Source organism: Hymenobacter gummosus, from assembly GCF_003970915.1.
In the GTDB taxonomy this organism is placed as follows: domain Bacteria; phylum Bacteroidota; class Bacteroidia; order Cytophagales; family Hymenobacteraceae; genus Solirubrum; species Solirubrum gummosum.
Genome location: NZ_RXOF01000014.1, coordinates 13,570 through 30,490 on the forward strand (window position 1 = coordinate 13,570; position 16,921 = coordinate 30,490).

The following is a 16,921-nucleotide window of genomic DNA, read 5'->3' on the forward strand; positions in this document are numbered from 1 at the left end:
CCAGCCTGCGTGCCGGTGCCTACGGGCCCCGGCTGCCCCCAAAGGACCACGCGCTAAGTTCTTCGGCCACACAACCAACGGCCAGGCCCAGCCGGTACAAGCGCAGCCAGCTGTTGCGGATTTACCTGAGCTGACTTGCCTGCCGCTCCTGACCTACCGAATTCGGCTGTTCCATCCCGCAGGCTGAAAGCCTGCTTTATTTCCGGCACCGGTTACGCTCGTTCCACTCGCTAAACCGGCGCCAGCCCCCTTGCTTCATGCCTCAAACCGCTACTCCGCCTGCTTCGCCCCGTATCCGCTTCGACCGCAACGAGCTGGCCGGGGCCTTTGGCGACCTGGGCACCGATCTGCCCCTGCTCATCGGCATCATTGCCGCCTCGGGGGCCGATAGCGCCAGCATTCTGGTCATGTTCGGGCTAATGCAGGTGTTTTCGGGGCTGTACTACGGGCTGCCCATGCCGGTGCAGCCGCTCAAGGCCTTTGCCGCCCTGGTCATTGCCCAGAAGCTGCCCGGCCGCCTCATCTTCGGCGGCGGGCTGGCCATCGGCCTGAGCATGCTGGTGCTGACGGCTACCGGCCTCATCGACGCGCTGGCCCGGCTGGTGCCCAAGCCGGTGGTGCGCGGCATTCAGTTTGGCCTGGCCCTGCAGCTGGCTACCCTGGCCCTGAAAGACTACGTGCCGGCCGACGGGCTGGGCGGCTACGTGCTGGCCGCGGCGGGCTTTCTGATTACGGTGGTGCTGCTGGGCAACCGCCGCCTGCCCGCCGCCCTGCTGGTTATCGGCCTGGGCGTGGTTTACGCTCTGATTTTCAAGCTCGACCTGGCCACCGCCCAGCGGGCCATCGGCCTGCACCTGCCCCAGTGGCACGTGCCCGCCGGCCCCGACATCCTCGCCGGCGCCGTGCTACTGGCCCTGCCCCAGATTCCGCTGTCGTTGGGTAACTCCATCCTGGCCACCCGGCAGGTGCTGGACGACCATTTTCCCGAACGCGGCATCACGGTGCGCCGCATCAGCTTCACCTACGCCCTGATGAACCTGGTGAACCCGTTTCTGGGTGGGTTTCCGGTGTGCCACGGCTCGGGCGGCCTGGTGGGCCACTACGCTTTCGGGGCGCGCACGGGCGGCTCGGTGGTACTCTACGGCCTGCTGTTCCTGGTGCTGGGCTTGCTGTTCAGCCAAGGCTTTCAGCAAGTGGTGCAGATATTTCCGCTCCCCATCCTGGGCGTGCTGCTGCTCTTCGAAGCCCTGACGCTGGCCTCCCTGCTGCGCGACATCACCGGGCACCGCGCCGATCTGCTGGTGGCTCTGCTGGTGGGCCTGCTGTGCGCGGGCCTGCCCTACGGCTACCTCATCGGGCTGAGCGCGGGCACGGCCGTGTACTACGCCATGCAGCGCGGCTGGGTGGGATTAGGAAAGTAACGGCAGGTGAGACGCCCGAATCCGTTGCACGGGTTGGCCGCCTCACTTCCCAGGTCTTGTGTCGCGGCGGCTACTCGGCGGCTTCGCCGGAGGCCACGCGCTTGATGTGGCGGCCCAGGCAGAGCGTGACGGCCGTAGCCAGGTGCTCGGGCGTGGAGCTGACGGCGTACACCAGCTGCCCGGCGCGGCGCAGGGTCAGCTGGGCCGGGGAGCCTTGCTCGGGCGGGCGGCGCGTGGCCACTACCAGCGAATGAGTATCGGGCCAGGAGGCTTCGAACGCCAGCGCGGCCCCGCCCCAGGGGGCCTGTACGGGCCGCATGCTGAGGGGCTGGTAGGCCTGCACGGCCTCGTAGGCGGTCAGCAGGTAGCCGGTCAGCTCGTCAAGGTGGGCGGGGTCGATGCCGGCGGGCGCCTGGACGCGTAGCGCAGCGGCTAATTCTTCGGGGGCAGGAATAGGCATGGCAAACGAAATGCGGAGCGCTGCAAAATGGGTATTTTTTGGGATACGCCGCCCCGCTTGCCTTTCGATTGGGCCGTCGGGGGCCTCAGCCGCCCTTAATCGGCCCCCAGCACGGCGCGGATGGTGCGCTGGTACTGCGGGTTATCGGTCATGCCGTTGTGGCCGGCGCCGGGCAGCTCCACCAGCCGGGCCGAGGCGGGCAGCAGGGCGCGCAGCTTGGCGGACGAAGCGGGGTAGATAACCTCATCGGCGGTGCCGTGGAAGAGCAGCACTGGCGCCTGCACCCGGGGCAGCACCTCGTAGGTACGCAGGGGGTAGCGCACCAGGAAGCCGGGCACCCAGGGATAGTGCGAGCGGGCCATGTCCTGCATGCTGTAGTAGGGCGCCTGCAGCACGAGCAGGCGCGGCTGGTGCCGGGCCGCCAGCCAGGCCGCCAGCCCCGTACCCAGCGAGTAGCCCAGCACCACGGTCTGCTGTTCGGGATAGTCAGCCGTCAGCTGCCGGTAGGCCGCCTCCACGTCGGCTTTCAGCTGCGCCTCGCTGCCGATGCGGCCCGGGCTTTTGCCGTAGCCGCGGTAGTCGAGCAGAAACACGTCGTAGCCCAGCGCGGTGTAGAGCGGGGCCACGTCGCCCCAGCCGTCGAGGGCGCCGCCGTTGCCGTGCAGGTAAAACACCAGCCCCCGGCGCGGCCCTTCGGCCCGGAAGAGCAGACCGTTGAGCTTCACCCCGTCGGGGGCCGTAATCCACCGCTCCTGCCAGCGGCCGGGAAAGCGGAAGCGGTAATCGGCGGGCAGCCGGGTGGGGAAGAACAGCAGGTGCTCCTGCTGAAAGTACAGCATCAGGCAGACGAGCACGTACAGCGCGCCGGCAATGCCGAGCAGCCACAGCAGGAGTTTCATGGAAGCAGGCGCGTAAGGACCGGATTACTTTTTGCGCCGGAAGTACGCAGTATCATGCTGAAATACCAGCCGGCGGCGCAAAGCCCTTCGGCTGTCCCGCACGGTGTACTGCAGGCGCAGGTCCAGTTTGGGACTGAGCGTATCGGCTGAGAGGCGGGTGACGGTGCCGCTGATGTCCGAAAAGTCATTGGGCCATTGCACGGCCATAAAACCCGAAACAGCTACCGCCGAGTCGGGCAACTTCACCGACCGCCCCACTGGCAGGTCACTCAGCCGCCGGACGTGCAGGTACAGCTGCGTGTAGCTACGGTTGTGGGAGCCAACGTAGGGCTTGACTTTCAGCCGGGTATAAAAGAAAACGTGCCCGGCGCCCGGCACTATTTTGCGCCCTTCGCGCACCTCGGCCCGCGCAATGTGCCTCGCCCACACGAATTTGCGGCGGGAAAGGATGCGCTTTGCTTTCCGGTAACCGCTGCAGCTCATCAGCAAGCCGGCAACAACCGCTACGCAGACCATGGAAGAGCGGAAACAGACCGTCATGCTCGGGGAGTTTCGCCTAATATACTCCCCTACCCCCCAATCGTCGACATGGACTCGAAGCTGAGCTGCTGCAGGGGCCGCTGCCGCTCGGCCTCGAAGCCGTTGGCGGCGCGGTGGCGGAAGGCCTGCGTGAGGGCGGCGCGGATGGCGTCGTCGGGGGCGCCGGTGCGCAGCAGGGCGCGCAGGTCGAGCACGCCCTGGTCGTAGAGGCAGGTTTTGACGCCGCCCTCGGCCGTGAGGCGCAGGCGGTTGCAGGAGCCGCAGAAGGTGCGCGAGTAAGCCGCAATGATGCCCAGCCGTCCCTGGTGTCCGGGCACGTGGTAGTGCGTAGCTGTGTCGCCGGGGCGGGCCAGCACGGGACTGAGCGCCCCGAAATGCGCCTCCAGGTGCTCCCGGATGCGGCGGTGATGCCAGGGCAGGGTGGCCGGCGTGGCCGCGTGGGAGCCGCCGTTGAAGGGCATTTCCTCGATAAAGCGCACGTCGACGGGCAGCTCGCGCGTCAGCTCGGCCAGGGGCAGCAGGTCCTCGGTGTTCTGCCCGTCCATCACCACGGCGTTGATTTTGACGCGGATACCAGCCCCGAGCAGGGCGTAGAGCGTGTCGAGCACCCGCGGCAGCTCGTCGCGGCGGGTTATCTGCTCGAAGCGGCGGCGGTCCAGCGTGTCGAGGCTGAGGTTGACGGTGCGCACGCCCAGCCGGGCCAGCGCGGGCACGTGCGGGGCCGTGAGCACGCCGTTGGTGGTCAGGGTCAGCTCCTCGATGCCGGGCAGCGCGGCCAGCCGCTCCATGAAGGGCAGCAGGTCGCGGCGCACGAACGGCTCCCCGCCGGTCAGGCGCACCTTGCGCACGCCCAGGCCGGCCATGATGCCCACCAGCCGCTCCATTTCCTCGTAGCTGAGCAGCTCGCGCTTGGGCAAATACTGGATGCCCTCGGCGGGCATGCAGTAGAAGCAGCGCAGGTTGCAGCGGTCCGTCACGGCCAGGCGCAGGTACTGCAGCGGCCGGCCGTAGGCGTCGAAAAGGGTAGTCGGGGCGAAATCAGGCATGGAAACGGGCGGCGCGAAACGCGGGCGTCGGGCTTCCCCAACAACGCAAAGCGGGTAATTGTGTTCGATTTCGGCGTATTTCGTAACCCAACCGGCCCGTTTCCCGGTTAAGGCCCCATGAAGTTAACCATTGCCCTGTTCGGCATCACCCGCGAAATCGTGGGCGCCCCGCAGCTGGAGCTGAGCGTGCCCGAGGGCCAATCGGTGCAGGCCCTGCTGGCCCAGCTGCAGCAGTCGTTTCCGGCCCTGGGCCAGCTGCGCAGCCTGGCCGTAGCCGTCAACAATGAGTACGCCGAGCCCGGCGCCCTGCTGCAGGAGCGCGACGAAGTAGCCCTGATTCCGCCCGTCAGCGGCGGCTAGGGGTCAATTAAAAATTAAAAATGAAGAATTAAAAATTGGCCTGCGCTGCCTTATTCGGAGGGCGTGGGCTAAGGTCGAACAACTCATTTTTAATTTTTAATTCTCAAATTTTAATTGACAAAAATGCTCATTCAGCTCACCGACCAGCCCATCGACGTGGCCGCCGTGCTCCAGGCCGTGCAGGCCGACGGGGCCGGGGCGGTCAATTCTTTTATCGGCACCATTCGCAACCGCAGCACCGGCCGCCGGGTAGTGCGGTTGCACTACGAGGCCTACGACCAGATGGCCGTGCACCAGCTGCGCAAGGTGGCCGAGCAGGCGGTAGAAAAGTGGCCCATGCTGCAGGAGGTGGCCGTGGTGCACCGCAAAGGCACCCTCGCCATCGGCGACGTGGCCGTGGTAGTGGCCGTGTCTACCCCGCACCGCGCCGAGTCGTTTGCCGCCTGCCAGTACATCATCGACACGCTCAAGGAGGTGGTGCCCATCTGGAAAAAGGAGGAATACGAGGACGGCTCGGTGTGGGTGGCCGCGCATCCCTAAATACCTGATGCAGCCCGGACAAGCTAAGCTAGGGTTTTCAATTCCGCCGGACCGGCCTTTCAAATTCAGTTTGGTAGCCTACCGCCGGCTCAACGACACTGTGCCGTCCGGTGAAACCCACTCGGTGATAATGGTTCTGTCGGGAAGCCGCCGCGTAACCTGCAGCCGCTCGCGGCCGTCGTTGATTACATACTGGTACTCGTAGGGCGTCAGCCGCTGGCCGGCCGCATTGTAGAGCTTGTAGGGCCCGTGACGCTTAAACCAGCCCCATTCCGTACTGGTGGTGGGCGGCCCAGCGCACCCGGGGCTCCTGAAGGTGCGCCGGCTAAATGTCCGCCAGGTGTGGTGCTTAGCGATAATGCCGGGCACCAGCTGCAAGTATTGCGTTTGTCGAAAAGGCCAGAGCGGCGGCTTGGTTCGCGGGGCCGGACCAAGCCCGTTGGGGCCTTCGGTTCCCCAAGGCCCTATCCCGGCGGCAGCAAGCTCCGGCAAAGTCACCAGGACAATCAGCAGCATACGGCCAGTCAGCATTAGCATAGCCTAAGATAGTACCAAAGCTTCTTTCAACCGACTTTTTCGCCCGCATATACGCCTTGCAGCCGGTTACACCCCGCAGCTCGGCTCCGTCACCACCACGTGGCGGTAGCGGGGCTTGCCGCCGGCCGTAGCCTCCGAGTCGGGGGCGGCTACGTCGGTGGGGCGGGCGTGGATGGGGTCCTGGGAGCGGGTGAGCATGCCGCCGGGCCGCCCCTGCCGCACGGCCTGAATTTCGGCCACGATGGACAGGGCTATTTCCTCCGGCGTCTCGCCGCCCAGGTTCAGGCCGATGGGGCTGTAGAGCCGGCCCTGCAGGCGCGCGTCGGCGTCGGGCACTTCCTGGCGCAAATCCTCCAGCAGACGGGCGGCTTTCTGGCGTGGCCCCAGCAGGCCGATGTAGGGCGTTGGGGCGTCCACGAGGCGCTGCAGGGCGGCCAGGTCGTAGAGGTAGTTGTGGGTGAGCAGCACGGCGTAATCGGTGGTGAGCGGCAGCTGGGGCACTTCGCCCAGGGGCACTACGCGCACGGCCGCGGCCTCGGGAAACCGCTCGGGCGCGGCCTGGCGCGGGCGGCCGTCGATTACCGTCACCTGCCAGCCCAACGAGGCGGCCAGGCGCACCAGGGGCTGGGCATCGTTGCCGGCACCGTACACCGTCAGGCGCAAGGGCGGGCGCAGCACTTCCAGAAACACGCGCACGGTGCCGTGGTTCGGAGCGGCGTATTCGCGAATCAGCGACTGGTCCTGGGCCAGCGCGTGGTCGGCGTCGTGACGGAGCTGGGCGGTGAGCGGGAGGTTGTCGAGGGCGGAGCCGCGCACCTGGCCGCCGGGCATGAGCAGCAGGCGCTGGCCGAGGTCGGCCACGGCCTGGCCGGCGGCGAGGCGAAACACGGTGGCCAGCACGGCCGGCTCGGGGTGCCGGGCAAAGCCGCGCAGCAGTTCCAGGGGGTTGTCGGCATCCTGGAAATCCAGCGGCTCCAGCAGGATGCGCACCACACCCTGGCAGCCGGGGCCCAGGCCGTGGCGGGGGTCGTCCTCGTCGGAGGTGTCGTAGGTGACCAGCGTGGGCTGGCGGCGCATGAGGGCCTGCCGGGCGCGCTGCCGGGCGTCGCCTTCGAGGCAGCCCCCGCTGATGGCGCCGGTGAGCTGCCCATCGTCGGTGACGAGCATACGGGCGCCGGGGCGGCGGTAGGCCGAGCCGTCCACCTCCACCACCGTGGCCAGGGCGCAGGCGCGGCCGGCGGCGCGGTAGTCATCGTAGGCAAGCAGCAGGCGTTGGAGTTCGGTCATGGCTCGGGTAACAGGCGACGCGGTGGATGGTTGGTACGGGCAGTACGCCCCGGCAACGGGCCAGGTTATCCGCCGGCTGATTGGCGCTGCCGGGCGGCGGTCTATCTTGCAGCTCCACTATTCCCCTCCGTTCAGTCCTCTCATGTTTCGTCGTCCATCCTTATCGGTCCTGAAGCTGGCCCTGTTGCTCATCATCACGCTGCTGGCGGCCCCCGCCCGGGCGCAGGACGGCGCAGCGCACGAATACGGCAACATTCTGCAGACCTACTACTCCCAGAACGACCCGGAGCTGGTCGGCAAGACCGTGACTTTTCTGAATACCACCAGCATGCCCTACCAGCGGCTGGCGCCCATGCTGCAGGGCTTTTTCGGGGCGCTGTTTCAGCAGAATCCGGCGGTGAAGACGGCCCTGTACGCCCGCCTGGGCGAGGTGAAGTCGGCGGAGCACCAGCAGCTTTTCCAGCGCATCCGCGCCACCAACCTCGACAGCCTGTACGCCCAGGCCCGCCCGACGCCCCAGCTCAACGACATGAACTGGTCCTCGTATTTCGCCACCGGCAACCCCAAATACCTCGACAACCTGCTGCGCAACGCCCAGTACTACGCGGAGCGCAAGGACCTGATGCTGTTCGTGACGGGCTCGTCGGCCATGTGGTCCTTGTCGTCGAATGCCCGGCAGCACCCGGCGGTGGGCGCCTACCTGGCCAAGGCGAAGAGCAAGAACGCCGCCTTGGCTCTGAAGAAGGAGCCCGGCTATTTCCGCCAGGAAATGACCGAAATCGTCCAGCAGCAGCGTGCCAAGGGCGTTTGGGACCCCAACTCCTACCGCCCGGAGTAGCCCGCTCCCAGCCCCGCCCTACGGCGGCCGGGCTTTTTTGGTGCGGCGCCGAGCTGCTCCGCGCCGCACCAACGTTCAGAGCGGCACGGGTATATCCGCGGCAGGCCTGCTTAGCCGGTGCTGCCGCCGGCCCGGATAGATGGGGCGCAGCAGCGGCACGCCCCCTCTTGGGAAGGGTCCGACAATGGTTGCCGCCATTTTGCCGCAATTCGCCCGCAGATTGGCGGATTCCGCCCGCTCACAAGCGCAGGCTTTTTGGCAATTTCGTAGCAGCTGAAAGTCAGCCCGATACGACCTGACTTCTGCCCTGATTTCCCACCCTAACCCCATTTTTATGGCTTCGCTGCAACGAATTAACCCCTGCCTGTGGTACGACAATCAGGCCGAAGAAGCGGCCCGCTTCTACGTGTCGGTGTTCCGCGACTCGTCGCTGGGCGCCGTTTCCTACTACAGCGCGGAAGGCCACGACATCCACGGCCGCCCCGCCGGCTCGGTCATGACGGTGGAGTTCGTGCTGGAAGGGCAGTCGTTTCTGGCCCTGAACGGCGGGCCGCAGTTCACCTTCACCGAGGCCATATCCCTGATGATCAACTGCCACAGCCAGGAGGAAATCGATTATTACTGGGACGCGCTGACGGCCAACGGCGGGCAGCCCAGCGAATGTGGCTGGCTCAAAGACCGGTTCGGCGTGTCGTGGCAGGTGGCGCCCGTGCAGCTCGACGAGTTGCTGCGCGACCCGGACCGCCGCAAAGCCGACCGGGTGATGCACGCCATGCTGCAGATGCAGAAGATTGATCTGGCGGAGATTATGCGGGCGGCAGAGGGTGCGTAGGGTCGCTGCTAGCGGGGCTTATTCGACACAGCATTGCGTACAGTTGCGGCGCGCTGGCTTGTGCCTGTTTTGCAGTTATTGCGCCCGTAAGCCGCAAAGCGCCCTCCACGTTCTAGCTGTAGAAGAGTAAACGTAATTGAGATGCAACATTGCAATTCATATATATTCACCTATGACCGAAAATGACAAAGGCAGCCAAGCCCTGGCAACTCTAACGGAGGCATTGATTGGAAATTTCATTTCCGGCTTCCGCGTCGGTGATTGGTGGTGCTTATATGTGGGCGGGTATTGTCTCTTGGCCCAAGAGGTCGTTTCGGCCGATGAGCCTCAACTCAATCAATGGTACCAAACCCACTATCCACCCTTCGCTGACTGCGTTGATAAAGAAAACATTAGCAAGACGACAGTTGTGGCCGCTCATCTGCGAAGGATCATCACAGAAGTAGCCTTGGATAACGATTACAACCTGACCTTGAGTTTTGATAACGGGCGGCGGCTAACGTTGTCGACCGATACGGACATTGTCGACTGGCAATGGGCGCTGAACGAAACCGATAACGACCCTTATATCAGCCATATCGTAGCCTGTTTTGGGGCCGGCGAAATTTCAACAACTGAAGACCCAGAGTAAGGCACAGGCCGCAACCAACAACGCCCCGAAACCGCAGCGGTTCCGGGGCGTTGTCATTGTTGCGGCGGGCGCGGCGGCTACAGCAGCTTATCCAGGTAAATTGGCAGGCTGCGTACGCGCTTGCCGGTGGCGTGGTACACGGCATTGGTGATGGCGGCGGCCACGCCCAGCAGGCCCACTTCGCCGATGCCTTTCACGCCCAGCGGGTTCACGTGCGGGTCTTCCTCCTCCACGAAGTACACCTCGATGCCTCGCACGTCGGCGTTGGTGGGCACGTGGTACTCGGCGTAGTTGTGGTTCATGTAGCGGCCGTAGCGGTGGTCCATCACGGTTTCCTCCATTAGGGCCATGCTGATGCCCCACACCACCGAGCCGAGCACCTGCGAGCGGGCGGTTTTCTGGTTGAGGATGCGGCCGGCGGCCACCACGTTGACCACCCGCGTGACGTGCACCGTACCCAGCTCCTCGTCTACCTTCACCTCGGCAAACACCACGTTGTGTGAGTGCATGGAGTACTTCTGCATGTTCACCGGGTTGGGCATGGCCGAGGAGTCCACCTCGATTTCCCGCTCCCCGCTCACCTGCAGCACGTCGCGCAGCACCACCGACTGCTGCGGCTCCTTGCGCAGCCGGATCAGGCCGTTCACAAACTCCACGTCCTCGGGCTTGGCGTCCTTGAGGGGTGAGTCGTCCATTTTCTGGGCCAGCTTGAGCAGCTTTTCGCCCAGGGCCTCGCAGGTATTTTTTACCGCTGTGCCCACCGAGGCGGCCGTCCAGGAGCCGCCCTGCAGGGGAGCTTCGGGCAGGGTAGTGTCGCCGAGGCGGACGGTGACAGCCTCCAGGGGCAGGCCCAGGGTTTCGGCCGCAATCTGGGCCATAATGGTGTAAGTGCCGGTGCCGTTTTCGCCGGCGGCGCTGGCCACGGTCAGGCGGCCGTCGGCGGTGATGGTGGCTTTGGCGGCGGCTTTCTGCATGGAGGCATCCCACACCCCGCCGGCCACGCCCCAGCCCACCAGCAGGTTGCCCTCGCGCGTGGCCCGCGGGGCCATCGGGCGCTTGTCCCAGCCGAAGCGGCGGGCCCCCTCGTCGTAAGCCTCGCGCAGCTTCTTGCTGCTGAAGGGCGCCTTCTTGTTCTGGTCCTCCTCGGCGTAGTTGCGGCGGCGGAATTCCAGCGGGTCGAGGCCGGCCTCGTAGGCCATTTCGTCCATGGCTACTTCCAGGGCGAAGGAGCCGGTGGCGGCGCCGGGGGCGCGCATGTCAAGTGGGGTGTACACGTCGAGCGGCGAAATTCCGTAGCTCAGGCGCACGTTCGGGCACTTGTAGAGCATGCCCGACCAGTTCACCACGTTCTCGGTGTAGTCCTCGAAGCGCGAGGTTTCGTGCAGGGCGTAGTGTTTCAGGCCCAGCAGCGCGCCGTCCGGGCCGGTGCCCAGCTCCAGGGTCTGCAGCGTGTGCGGGCGGTGGCCGAAGGAAAACATCTGCTGCCGGGTGAGCGTGACGCGCACCGAGCGTTTCAGCTCCAGGGCGGCCAGCACGCTCAAGAACAGCTCGTACTGCGGGCGCAGGCCCGAGCCGAAACCGCCGCCCATGAACAGGTTCACCACCCGGGCCTCGTCTTTGCTCAGGCCGAAGATTTTGGTGATGTACTGCTGGCAGTTGTACACGCCCTGGGTCTTGTCGTAGATGGTCAGCTTGCCGTCGGGGTGGTAGTGCACCGTGGCCCCAAACATTTCCATCGGGTTGTGGTGCTGCGCGCCGTGGATGTACTCGTGGCGGATGCGGTGCGCGCTCTGCTCCAGGCCCTTGTCGGCGTCTTCGCGGCGCTGCGGGGGCATGTAGCCGGTTTTGCCGCGGCCGGGCTCGTAGCCTTCGTCGCGCTTGCTCTCGATGTCGGTTTCGTGTTTTTCCACCTCGTACTCGACTTCGAGGATGGAGGCGGCGTAGCGGGCCAGCTCAAACGTGTCCGCCACCACCAGGGCCACCGGCTGCATATTGAACTTGATTTCGTCATCGTGCAGGGGGCGGAAGGGCGAGCCGCCGGGGGCCACGTCGTCCTTGTAGCTGCGGTCGAACCAGGCCAGGCCGGGCACGTTCTCGTGCGAGAAGACGTGCAGCACCCCGGGCAGACCGAGCACCTTGTCGGCGTGGATTTTCCGGATGCGGCCCTTGGCCACGGGGCTGCTCACCACGTAGCCGTAGGCGAGGTCGGGCACGTCGAATTCGGCCGCGTACTTGGCCGTGCCGGTGACTTTCAGCGGCCCGTCGACGCGGTTGGGCGCTTTGCCGACGTACTTGGTGTTGCTATCGGTGCTCATGGATTGCTGTTGGTAAAGACGTCGGATGCTTGCTGCTCGCCGGCCGCGGCCTGTTTCAGGGCCCGCACAATGGCGCGGCGGGCCAGCTCAATCTTGAAGTCATTGGTACCCTGCCCCTTGGCGTCCTTGAGCACGGCCTCGGCCACTTGCTTGAAAGTCGCCTCGGTGGCGGGCTGCCCGATGAGCAGCTGCTCGGCCTTTTTGTCGCGCCAGGGCTTGTGGGCCACGCCGCCCAGGGCCAGGCGGGCGTCCTTGATGGTGGCGCCCTCCAGCTCCAGCCCCACGGCCACCGACACCAGCGCGAAGGCGTAGCTCTGCCGGTCGCGCAGCTTGAGGTAGCTGAAGTGCTTAGCGAAGCCCTGCTTGGGCAGCTCCAGGGCCACAATCAGCTCCCCGGGCTGCAGGGTGTTGTCGCGCTCGGGCTGGTCGTCGGGCAGGCGGTGGAAGTCCTCGAACTTGATTTGCCGCGCGCCGTCCTTGCCCTGCACGTGCACCACGGCTTCCAGCGCGGCCAGGGCCACGCACATATCCGAGGGGTGGGTGGCAATGCAGTGCTCCGAGGCACCCAGGATGGCGTGGATGCGGTTGTAGCCGCCGATGGCCGCGCAGCCCGAGCCCGGCTCCCGCTTGTTGCAGGGCGTGGCCGTGTCGTAGAAGTAGTAGCAACGGGTGCGCTGCATGAGGTTGCCCGCGTTGGTGGCCATGTTGCGCAGCTGCGGCGAGGCCCCGGCCAGGATGGCCTGGTTCAGCAGCGGGTAGCGCTGCTTCACCTCCGGGTGCCAGGCCGTATCGGCGTTGGTGGCAGTGGCGCCCAGGCGCAGCCCGCCGTCGGCGGTGGTTTCGATGGCGTTGAGCGGCAGCTTATTCAGCCCGATGAGGTGCGTGGGATGCGCCACGTTTTCCTTCATCAAATCCAGAATATTGGTGCCGCCGCCGATGTAGGCCGGGCTGTCGTGGCTGCTGAAGTCGCGCACGGCGGCCTCAGCCGACGCGGCGCGGGTAAGGGTGAAGGGGTTCATGTTTTCAATTAAAAATTATGAATTAAAAATTAAGAATTGGAACTATGCCCATGGCTCCCATAGCATGTGCATGAAGCCATTTTTAATTCTTTTTCAGCCACTTCCTTCACCGCGTTCAGAATGCCCACGTAGGCGCCGCAGCGGCAGATGTTGCCGCTCATCAGCTCCCGAATTTCGTCCTCGGTGTGGGCCTTGCCCTCGTTGATGAGCCCCTGGGCCGAGCAGATTTGCCCGGGCGTGCAGTAGCCGCACTGGAAGGCGTCGTGGTCGATGAAGGCCTGCTGCAGCGGGTGCAGGTGCTCGGGCGTGCCCAGTCCTTCGATGGTGGTGATGTCGGCGCCTTCCTGCAGCACGGCCAGCGTGAGGCAGCTGTTGATGCGCTTGCCGTCGACGAGCACGGTGCAGGCGCCGCACTGGCCGTGGTCACAGCCCTTTTTGGTGCCCGTCAGGCCGACGTACTCGCGCAGGGCGTCGAGCAGGGAGGTCCAGGGGGCGAGGCGCAGGGTGTGCTCCTGGCCGTTGATGCGGAGCGTGACGGAGCCGGGCGGCACCGGCGGCCGCAGCTGGTCGTCGGCGGCGCTGGATGTGGAAACGATGCTCATAAGGCGCTTTGGAATTGGGATAGGGAAACAAGACGGGCGGGAACCCCGGCAGCCCGGACAAGCCGAACAGTCGTGCTTAAGCCCTACGCCAGCCAAAGCGGTGAAGTTTGTCGAAGCGTATCGTTTATTAAACTATAACGCTGATAAGGCCGAGCTCAGTCCCGACCTGGCACACACCAGTTAATTATCAATAAATCAAGCACTTTACTTGCCGCGCCACTTACCGGCGCCCCTGCTTTAGCTTCCTAATGCCACACCAGTTTTTTCAGCGTCGGTAGGCGGCGGCGGTCTACGGCCGTGGAATCGAGCCCGGTGCGACTGATATCCAGCTCCGCCAGCCGGGGGAGCTGGTAAACGGCTTCGGGCAGCTTCCCCGCAATAGCCCCGCTCAAATCAAGGCGGCGCAGCTTTGGTAATTCGGACAGTGCATCCAGGCTGGTCAGCTGATTGTGGTGGTTACCGTTGGCGTACAGCCCCGTCAGCCCCAGCACCTCCAAATTGCGCAGCCGGCCGATACTGCCGGGCAGGGTGCGCAGGCTGGCATTGCCCAGGTACAGCTCCCGCAGCCCCGTCAGCGAGTTAAGGGCTTCCGGGTAGCGCCCCAGGCGGTTGCTGGTAAGGTTGAGCACGCGCAGCCCCTTCATCCGCTGAATGTCGGCCGGAATGCTGTCCAAGTGGTTCCATTCCAGGTTCAGCTCCCGCAGGCTGTCCAGGGCCAGCAGCGCCGGCGGAAACCGCGTCAGCCCGGTTGCGTGCAGATCCAGCTTGCGGAGCCGCTTCAGCTTCGGCAGGCCCTGCCACGGCAGCTCGTCGAGGTGACTCAGGTGCAGGTTCATTTCTTCCACGTTCACCAGCTCCCCGAGGCGGGCATACAGGGTGTCGAACGGACTGGCGTCGCCGTAGATGAGGTGCTGCTGCACGGCGTAATCGACCAGATCCAGCGTTTTTACCTTGGCCGGCTCTTTCAGCGCCAGGCGCAGGTTGGTGTAGTGGCCCTGCTGGTCCTTGCCGACCGGCCCGGCCGAGGCGGAGTCCAGCGAAAAAGTGTACGTGGCCCGCAGCGCGTGGGGCCAGTTCTGCTTGTCGGTGTAGCGCAAATCGAACTGCAGGCGGGGCTGCGTGGCCGGGCTGCTTAGCCGGGTGACGGTGCCCGTAAGGTGGCGGAACAGGCCGTGGCTGTCGTAGCCGCTGAGGGTGAAGCTGGGGTGCGGCACCGGCAGCGGCTGGCCCACGGGAATATCCGCCAGCTGCCGGCAGCGCACGAACAATTCCTGCTCGTAGCGGCCGAAGCCCACGTGGAAGGGGTAGCTGCTTACCGCCGTGCTACGCAGTTGCTTACGAAACTGCAGCACCTCAAAACGCCCGGTATCCAGCTCCGTTCCGCCCACTACATCGGCCCGGCGCAGGTAGCGGGCCGATTCCTCGCTCGTGGTGTAGGTATGCCGCCGGGGAAACGTCCGTTGCGCAAACCGCTTCAGCGGCTTGCAGCCGGCCAGCAGCAGCGCCAGCACCACCAGCATCCAATACCTGCGCCAGCCGCTAGCCATGATTAACAATTGAATGCACGCTCACCCTCCTAAATAATTGCTCAGTTGTCTGCTCACTGCCACTCAGCCCGCGCCCAGCTCCTGCCGGGCCGCGTCGCGTTCCGCCGGCGTGTTTACGTTGCGCAGCTCCTGCGGCGCCGGCGCGGCCAGCAGCTCCACGTCGGAGTTGATGAGCACCTTGCGCGGACACGAATAGCCCAGACCCAGAAACTGCAGCAGCACCGGGTAGCTGCGCGGCTCCCAGATGGTAATGAGCGGCTCGGGAAACTCGTTGTCGGGGCTCTGAAACGCCGTGGCGACGCGGCCGGCGTGGCGCTGCTGCACCAGGTGCTGCAGGGTCTGCTCGGTGAGGAATGGTAAGTCGCAGGCAACCACCAGCCAGGCGGCGTTGGGGTCGTGGCGGAAGGCGGAAAGCAGGCCGCCCAGGGGGCCGAGGTCGAGAAACTGGTCGGGCAGGGCGCGCAGGCCGGCGGGCACGGCGGCCGCCTGATCGGGGCGGCAGCTGATGAGCACGTCCTGGCAGAACGGGGCCAAAAGCGCGGCGGCGTGCTCCTGCTGCTCCTGCTGGTGGTAGCGCAGCCGGCCTTTGTCCTCCTGCATGCGCTGACTGCGGCCGCCGGTCAGCACCAGGCCGCGCAGCGGGGCTTGGTGGCGCAGCAGCCACTGCTGCACCCAGGCGGCAATGGCGGCGGTATCGGCCAGGGGCAGCACGGGCACGGCTTGGTCGCCCAGGTGGGCTTGCAGCACCGCGGGCACTTCCGCTTGGCCTTCCGACAGCAGAATCAGCTGCACGTCGGTAAGACGGTCGAGCTTCTTGTCCAGGGGCTTGCGCGCGTCGATAATGACCACCTGCTGCCGGGCGCGGAAATGGTTGCCGTTGACCAGTACCAGGCTTTGCTCGTGCAGCCACTGGGGCTGGATGAACTTGTCCATTCCGCGGCGCACATCGAGGCGGCGGAAGTGGATTTTATCGGTCAGCTCAGCCGCGGCGCCGGCCTGCAGGATGGCATCGGCCCCGCCCGCCCCGCCGTCGGCCGCGTCGTCGCCGGCGGCGTGGTCGGCATCCACGTAGGCCACGCGCAGGGCGGGCGTGAGCAGGGGCAGCAGCCGGGCCGCCAGGTCCTTGATGACGCCGCAGGGCGCCCCGAGGAAGCCCAGCTCGTGCCGGCCGAATTCCCCGATATCGGGCCGGGCCAGCGCGGCGTGTTTCTGGTGTTTGTTCGGTTCCATGAGGGTCGTAAGGGAGGTAGCATAAGCTTGACTACGTCGACCTGCGGTTTAGCTTGTGCTGCGGCTAACGGCCGCAATGCGGGGGCGCGTCTTCTGGCACTCATACTGCTGGCGCAGTTCCACCTTGCCGCGTACCGCGGCAGCACAAGCTAAAGCTTATGCTACGGGCAGCTACTCCGCGTGCTGAAAGTCGCTTTTGCCGCCGGTTTTCGAGAGCAGCCGCGTTTCCTGAATGACGATGTCGTGCGAGAGGGCCTTGCACATGTCGTAGATGGTCAGCGCGGCTACGGAGGCGCCGGTCAGGGCTTCCATTTCCACGCCGGTTTTACCCGTCACGGTGGCGGTGCACTCGATGACGACGGCGTCGGGCGGGGCCACGGTTACGGTTACCTGGCAGTTGTCGAGGCCCAGCGGGTGGCAGAGCGGAATCAGGTCGGCGGTTTTCTTGGCGGCCATGATGCCGGCCAGGATGGCCGTCTGGAACACCGGCCCCTTGCGGGTGGGCAGGTCGCCCTGCTCCACCAGGGCCAGGATATCGGCGCCGAGCACGACGCGGCTGCGGGCCCGGGCCACGCGGCGCGTTACGGCTTTGGAGCCGACGTCGACCATGGCCGGCTGCCCGGCGTCGTTGAGGTGGGTGAGTTTGGCGGAATCAGACATAAGGCGGCAAGGTACGGAAGGCAGCGGTGCCGCCTGGGTCGGCGGCGCCGTAGCGCGAACCGAAGGTCGACGCAGTCAAGCTCTGCTTCGCGTATTCAGAACGATAATCGTTGAACGGCGCGCGTTGATTTCGTTCTGCGACAAACGTGCTGGTTAC

Annotated in this window: 18 protein-coding genes; 6 read left to right on the forward strand and 12 right to left on the reverse strand. The window is 65.5% G+C overall.

Translation table 11 applies throughout. From position 1 onward, the window contains the following. The first annotated feature begins 257 nt into the window (after nt 1-257). A complete protein-coding gene (locus tag EJV47_RS20410; RefSeq protein WP_126695059.1) occupies nt 258-1,421 on the forward strand; it encodes a putative sulfate/molybdate transporter in 1,164 nt (387 codons plus the stop codon). Nucleotides 1,422-1,491: 70 nt separating this feature from the next. Here EJV47_RS20410 and EJV47_RS20415 read toward each other — a convergent pair whose 3' ends face one another. From EJV47_RS20415 to moaA, 4 genes are all read right to left on the reverse strand, one after another. Then, nucleotides 1,492-1,881, reverse strand: coding sequence for a hypothetical protein (locus EJV47_RS20415; protein WP_126695060.1), 390 nt, complete (start codon nt 1,879-1,881; stop codon nt 1,492-1,494). Between the two features lie 95 nt (nt 1,882-1,976). Then, entirely contained in the window at nt 1,977-2,780 is an 804-nt protein-coding gene (locus EJV47_RS20420) for an alpha/beta hydrolase (protein WP_126695061.1), read from the reverse strand. A 24-nt stretch (nt 2,781-2,804) separates the two neighbouring features. Beyond that, on the reverse strand, nt 2,805-3,209 hold the full coding sequence (locus EJV47_RS20425) for a hypothetical protein (RefSeq protein ID WP_126695062.1): 405 nt from the start codon (nt 3,207-3,209) through the stop codon (nt 2,805-2,807). Between the two features lie 140 nt (nt 3,210-3,349). After that, a complete protein-coding gene (moaA, locus tag EJV47_RS20430) occupies nt 3,350-4,366 on the reverse strand; it encodes a GTP 3',8-cyclase MoaA (RefSeq protein ID WP_126695063.1) in 1,017 nt (338 codons plus the stop codon). A gap of 117 nt (nt 4,367-4,483) precedes the next feature. Between moaA and moaD the strand changes: the two genes are divergently transcribed. Together moaD and EJV47_RS20440 are read left to right on the forward strand one after the other, a co-directional pair. Beyond that, nucleotides 4,484-4,726, forward strand: coding sequence for a molybdopterin converting factor subunit 1 (gene moaD, locus EJV47_RS20435; RefSeq protein ID WP_126695064.1), 243 nt, complete (start codon nt 4,484-4,486; stop codon nt 4,724-4,726). A 123-nt stretch (nt 4,727-4,849) separates the two neighbouring features. Beyond that, on the forward strand, nt 4,850-5,266 hold the full coding sequence (locus EJV47_RS20440; protein ID WP_126695065.1) for a molybdenum cofactor biosynthesis protein MoaE: 417 nt from the start codon (nt 4,850-4,852) through the stop codon (nt 5,264-5,266). Nucleotides 5,267-5,344: 78 nt separating this feature from the next. On the opposite strand, the gene EJV47_RS20445 is transcribed toward EJV47_RS20440, so the two are convergent. Next, on the reverse strand, nt 5,345-5,782 hold the full coding sequence (locus EJV47_RS20445) for a hypothetical protein (protein WP_126695066.1): 438 nt from the start codon (nt 5,780-5,782) through the stop codon (nt 5,345-5,347). Between the two features lie 87 nt (nt 5,783-5,869). Further along, nucleotides 5,870-7,090 carry an XdhC family protein gene (locus EJV47_RS20450; RefSeq protein WP_126695067.1) on the reverse strand — a complete coding sequence of 407 codons (1,221 nt, stop codon included), beginning with the start codon at nt 7,088-7,090 and terminating at the stop codon, nt 5,870-5,872. A 142-nt stretch (nt 7,091-7,232) separates the two neighbouring features. Between EJV47_RS20450 and EJV47_RS20455 the strand changes: the two genes are divergently transcribed. The 3 genes from EJV47_RS20455 (at nt 7,233) to EJV47_RS20465 (ending at nt 9,391) form a co-directional block, all read left to right on the forward strand. After that, entirely contained in the window at nt 7,233-7,928 is a 696-nt protein-coding gene (locus EJV47_RS20455) for a hypothetical protein (RefSeq protein WP_126695068.1), read from the forward strand. 334 nt (nt 7,929-8,262) lie between these two features. Beyond that, nucleotides 8,263-8,760, forward strand: a complete 498-nt coding sequence (locus EJV47_RS20460) for a VOC family protein (RefSeq protein ID WP_126695069.1) — start codon at nt 8,263-8,265, stop codon at nt 8,758-8,760. Nucleotides 8,761-8,932: 172 nt separating this feature from the next. Further along, on the forward strand, nt 8,933-9,391 hold the full coding sequence (locus tag EJV47_RS20465; RefSeq protein WP_126695070.1) for a hypothetical protein: 459 nt from the start codon (nt 8,933-8,935) through the stop codon (nt 9,389-9,391). Nucleotides 9,392-9,468: 77 nt separating this feature from the next. Here the strand turns inward: EJV47_RS20465 and EJV47_RS20470 are convergent, their stop codons facing one another. The 6 genes from EJV47_RS20470 to moaC all read right to left on the reverse strand — a co-directional run bounded on the left by EJV47_RS20470 (nt 9,469) and on the right by moaC (nt 16,764). Further along, nucleotides 9,469-11,706 carry a xanthine dehydrogenase family protein molybdopterin-binding subunit gene (locus EJV47_RS20470; protein ID WP_126695071.1) on the reverse strand — a complete coding sequence of 746 codons (2,238 nt, stop codon included), beginning with the start codon at nt 11,704-11,706 and terminating at the stop codon, nt 9,469-9,471. Continuing rightward, a complete protein-coding gene (locus EJV47_RS20475) occupies nt 11,703-12,725 on the reverse strand; it encodes an FAD binding domain-containing protein (RefSeq protein ID WP_126695072.1) in 1,023 nt (340 codons plus the stop codon). Before EJV47_RS20475 ends, EJV47_RS20470 begins: the two co-directional genes overlap by 4 nt. A 29-nt stretch (nt 12,726-12,754) precedes the next feature. Beyond that, complete coding sequence (locus EJV47_RS20480; protein WP_126695073.1) at nt 12,755-13,327, reverse strand: (2Fe-2S)-binding protein; 573 nt, start codon at nt 13,325-13,327, stop codon at nt 12,755-12,757. A 245-nt stretch (nt 13,328-13,572) separates the two neighbouring features. Further along, nucleotides 13,573-14,874 (reverse strand): leucine-rich repeat domain-containing protein, encoded by a 1,302-nt coding sequence (locus tag EJV47_RS20485; RefSeq protein ID WP_126695074.1) that lies wholly within the window; start codon nt 14,872-14,874, stop codon nt 13,573-13,575. A gap of 63 nt (nt 14,875-14,937) precedes the next feature. Next, nucleotides 14,938-16,104, reverse strand: a complete 1,167-nt coding sequence (locus EJV47_RS20490) for an NTP transferase domain-containing protein (protein ID WP_126695075.1) — start codon at nt 16,102-16,104, stop codon at nt 14,938-14,940. Between the two features lie 171 nt (nt 16,105-16,275). Next, nucleotides 16,276-16,764: a cyclic pyranopterin monophosphate synthase MoaC gene (moaC, locus tag EJV47_RS20495; RefSeq protein ID WP_126695076.1), complete on the reverse strand. Its 489-nt coding sequence runs from the start codon at nt 16,762-16,764 to the stop codon at nt 16,276-16,278. Nucleotides 16,765-16,921: the final 157 nt, after the last annotated feature.

Coding starts and splice junctions, on each gene's coding strand:
- EJV47_RS20410 (WP_126695059.1), top strand. CDS start 258: ATGCCTCAAACCGCTACTCCGCCTGCTTCGCCCCGTATCCGCTTCGAC.
- EJV47_RS20415 (WP_126695060.1), bottom strand. CDS start 1,881: ATGCCTATTCCTGCCCCCGAAGAATTAGCCGCTGCGCTACGCGTCCAG.
- EJV47_RS20420 (WP_126695061.1), bottom strand. CDS start 2,780: ATGAAACTCCTGCTGTGGCTGCTCGGCATTGCCGGCGCGCTGTACGTG.
- moaA (WP_126695063.1), bottom strand. CDS start 4,366: ATGCCTGATTTCGCCCCGACTACCCTTTTCGACGCCTACGGCCGGCCG.
- moaD (WP_126695064.1), top strand. CDS start 4,484: ATGAAGTTAACCATTGCCCTGTTCGGCATCACCCGCGAAATCGTGGGC.
- EJV47_RS20440 (WP_126695065.1), top strand. CDS start 4,850: ATGCTCATTCAGCTCACCGACCAGCCCATCGACGTGGCCGCCGTGCTC.
- EJV47_RS20445 (WP_126695066.1), bottom strand. CDS start 5,782: ATGCTGCTGATTGTCCTGGTGACTTTGCCGGAGCTTGCTGCCGCCGGG.
- EJV47_RS20450 (WP_126695067.1), bottom strand. CDS start 7,090: ATGACCGAACTCCAACGCCTGCTGCTTGCCTACGATGACTACCGCGCC.
- EJV47_RS20455 (WP_126695068.1), top strand. CDS start 7,233: ATGTTTCGTCGTCCATCCTTATCGGTCCTGAAGCTGGCCCTGTTGCTC.
- EJV47_RS20460 (WP_126695069.1), top strand. CDS start 8,263: ATGGCTTCGCTGCAACGAATTAACCCCTGCCTGTGGTACGACAATCAG.
- EJV47_RS20465 (WP_126695070.1), top strand. CDS start 8,933: ATGACCGAAAATGACAAAGGCAGCCAAGCCCTGGCAACTCTAACGGAG.
- EJV47_RS20470 (WP_126695071.1), bottom strand. CDS start 11,706: ATGAGCACCGATAGCAACACCAAGTACGTCGGCAAAGCGCCCAACCGC.
- EJV47_RS20475 (WP_126695072.1), bottom strand. CDS start 12,725: ATGAACCCCTTCACCCTTACCCGCGCCGCGTCGGCTGAGGCCGCCGTG.
- EJV47_RS20480 (WP_126695073.1), bottom strand. CDS start 13,327: ATGAGCATCGTTTCCACATCCAGCGCCGCCGACGACCAGCTGCGGCCG.
- EJV47_RS20485 (WP_126695074.1), bottom strand. CDS start 14,874: ATGGCTAGCGGCTGGCGCAGGTATTGGATGCTGGTGGTGCTGGCGCTG.
- EJV47_RS20490 (WP_126695075.1), bottom strand. CDS start 16,104: ATGGAACCGAACAAACACCAGAAACACGCCGCGCTGGCCCGGCCCGAT.
- moaC (WP_126695076.1), bottom strand. CDS start 16,764: ATGTCTGATTCCGCCAAACTCACCCACCTCAACGACGCCGGGCAGCCG.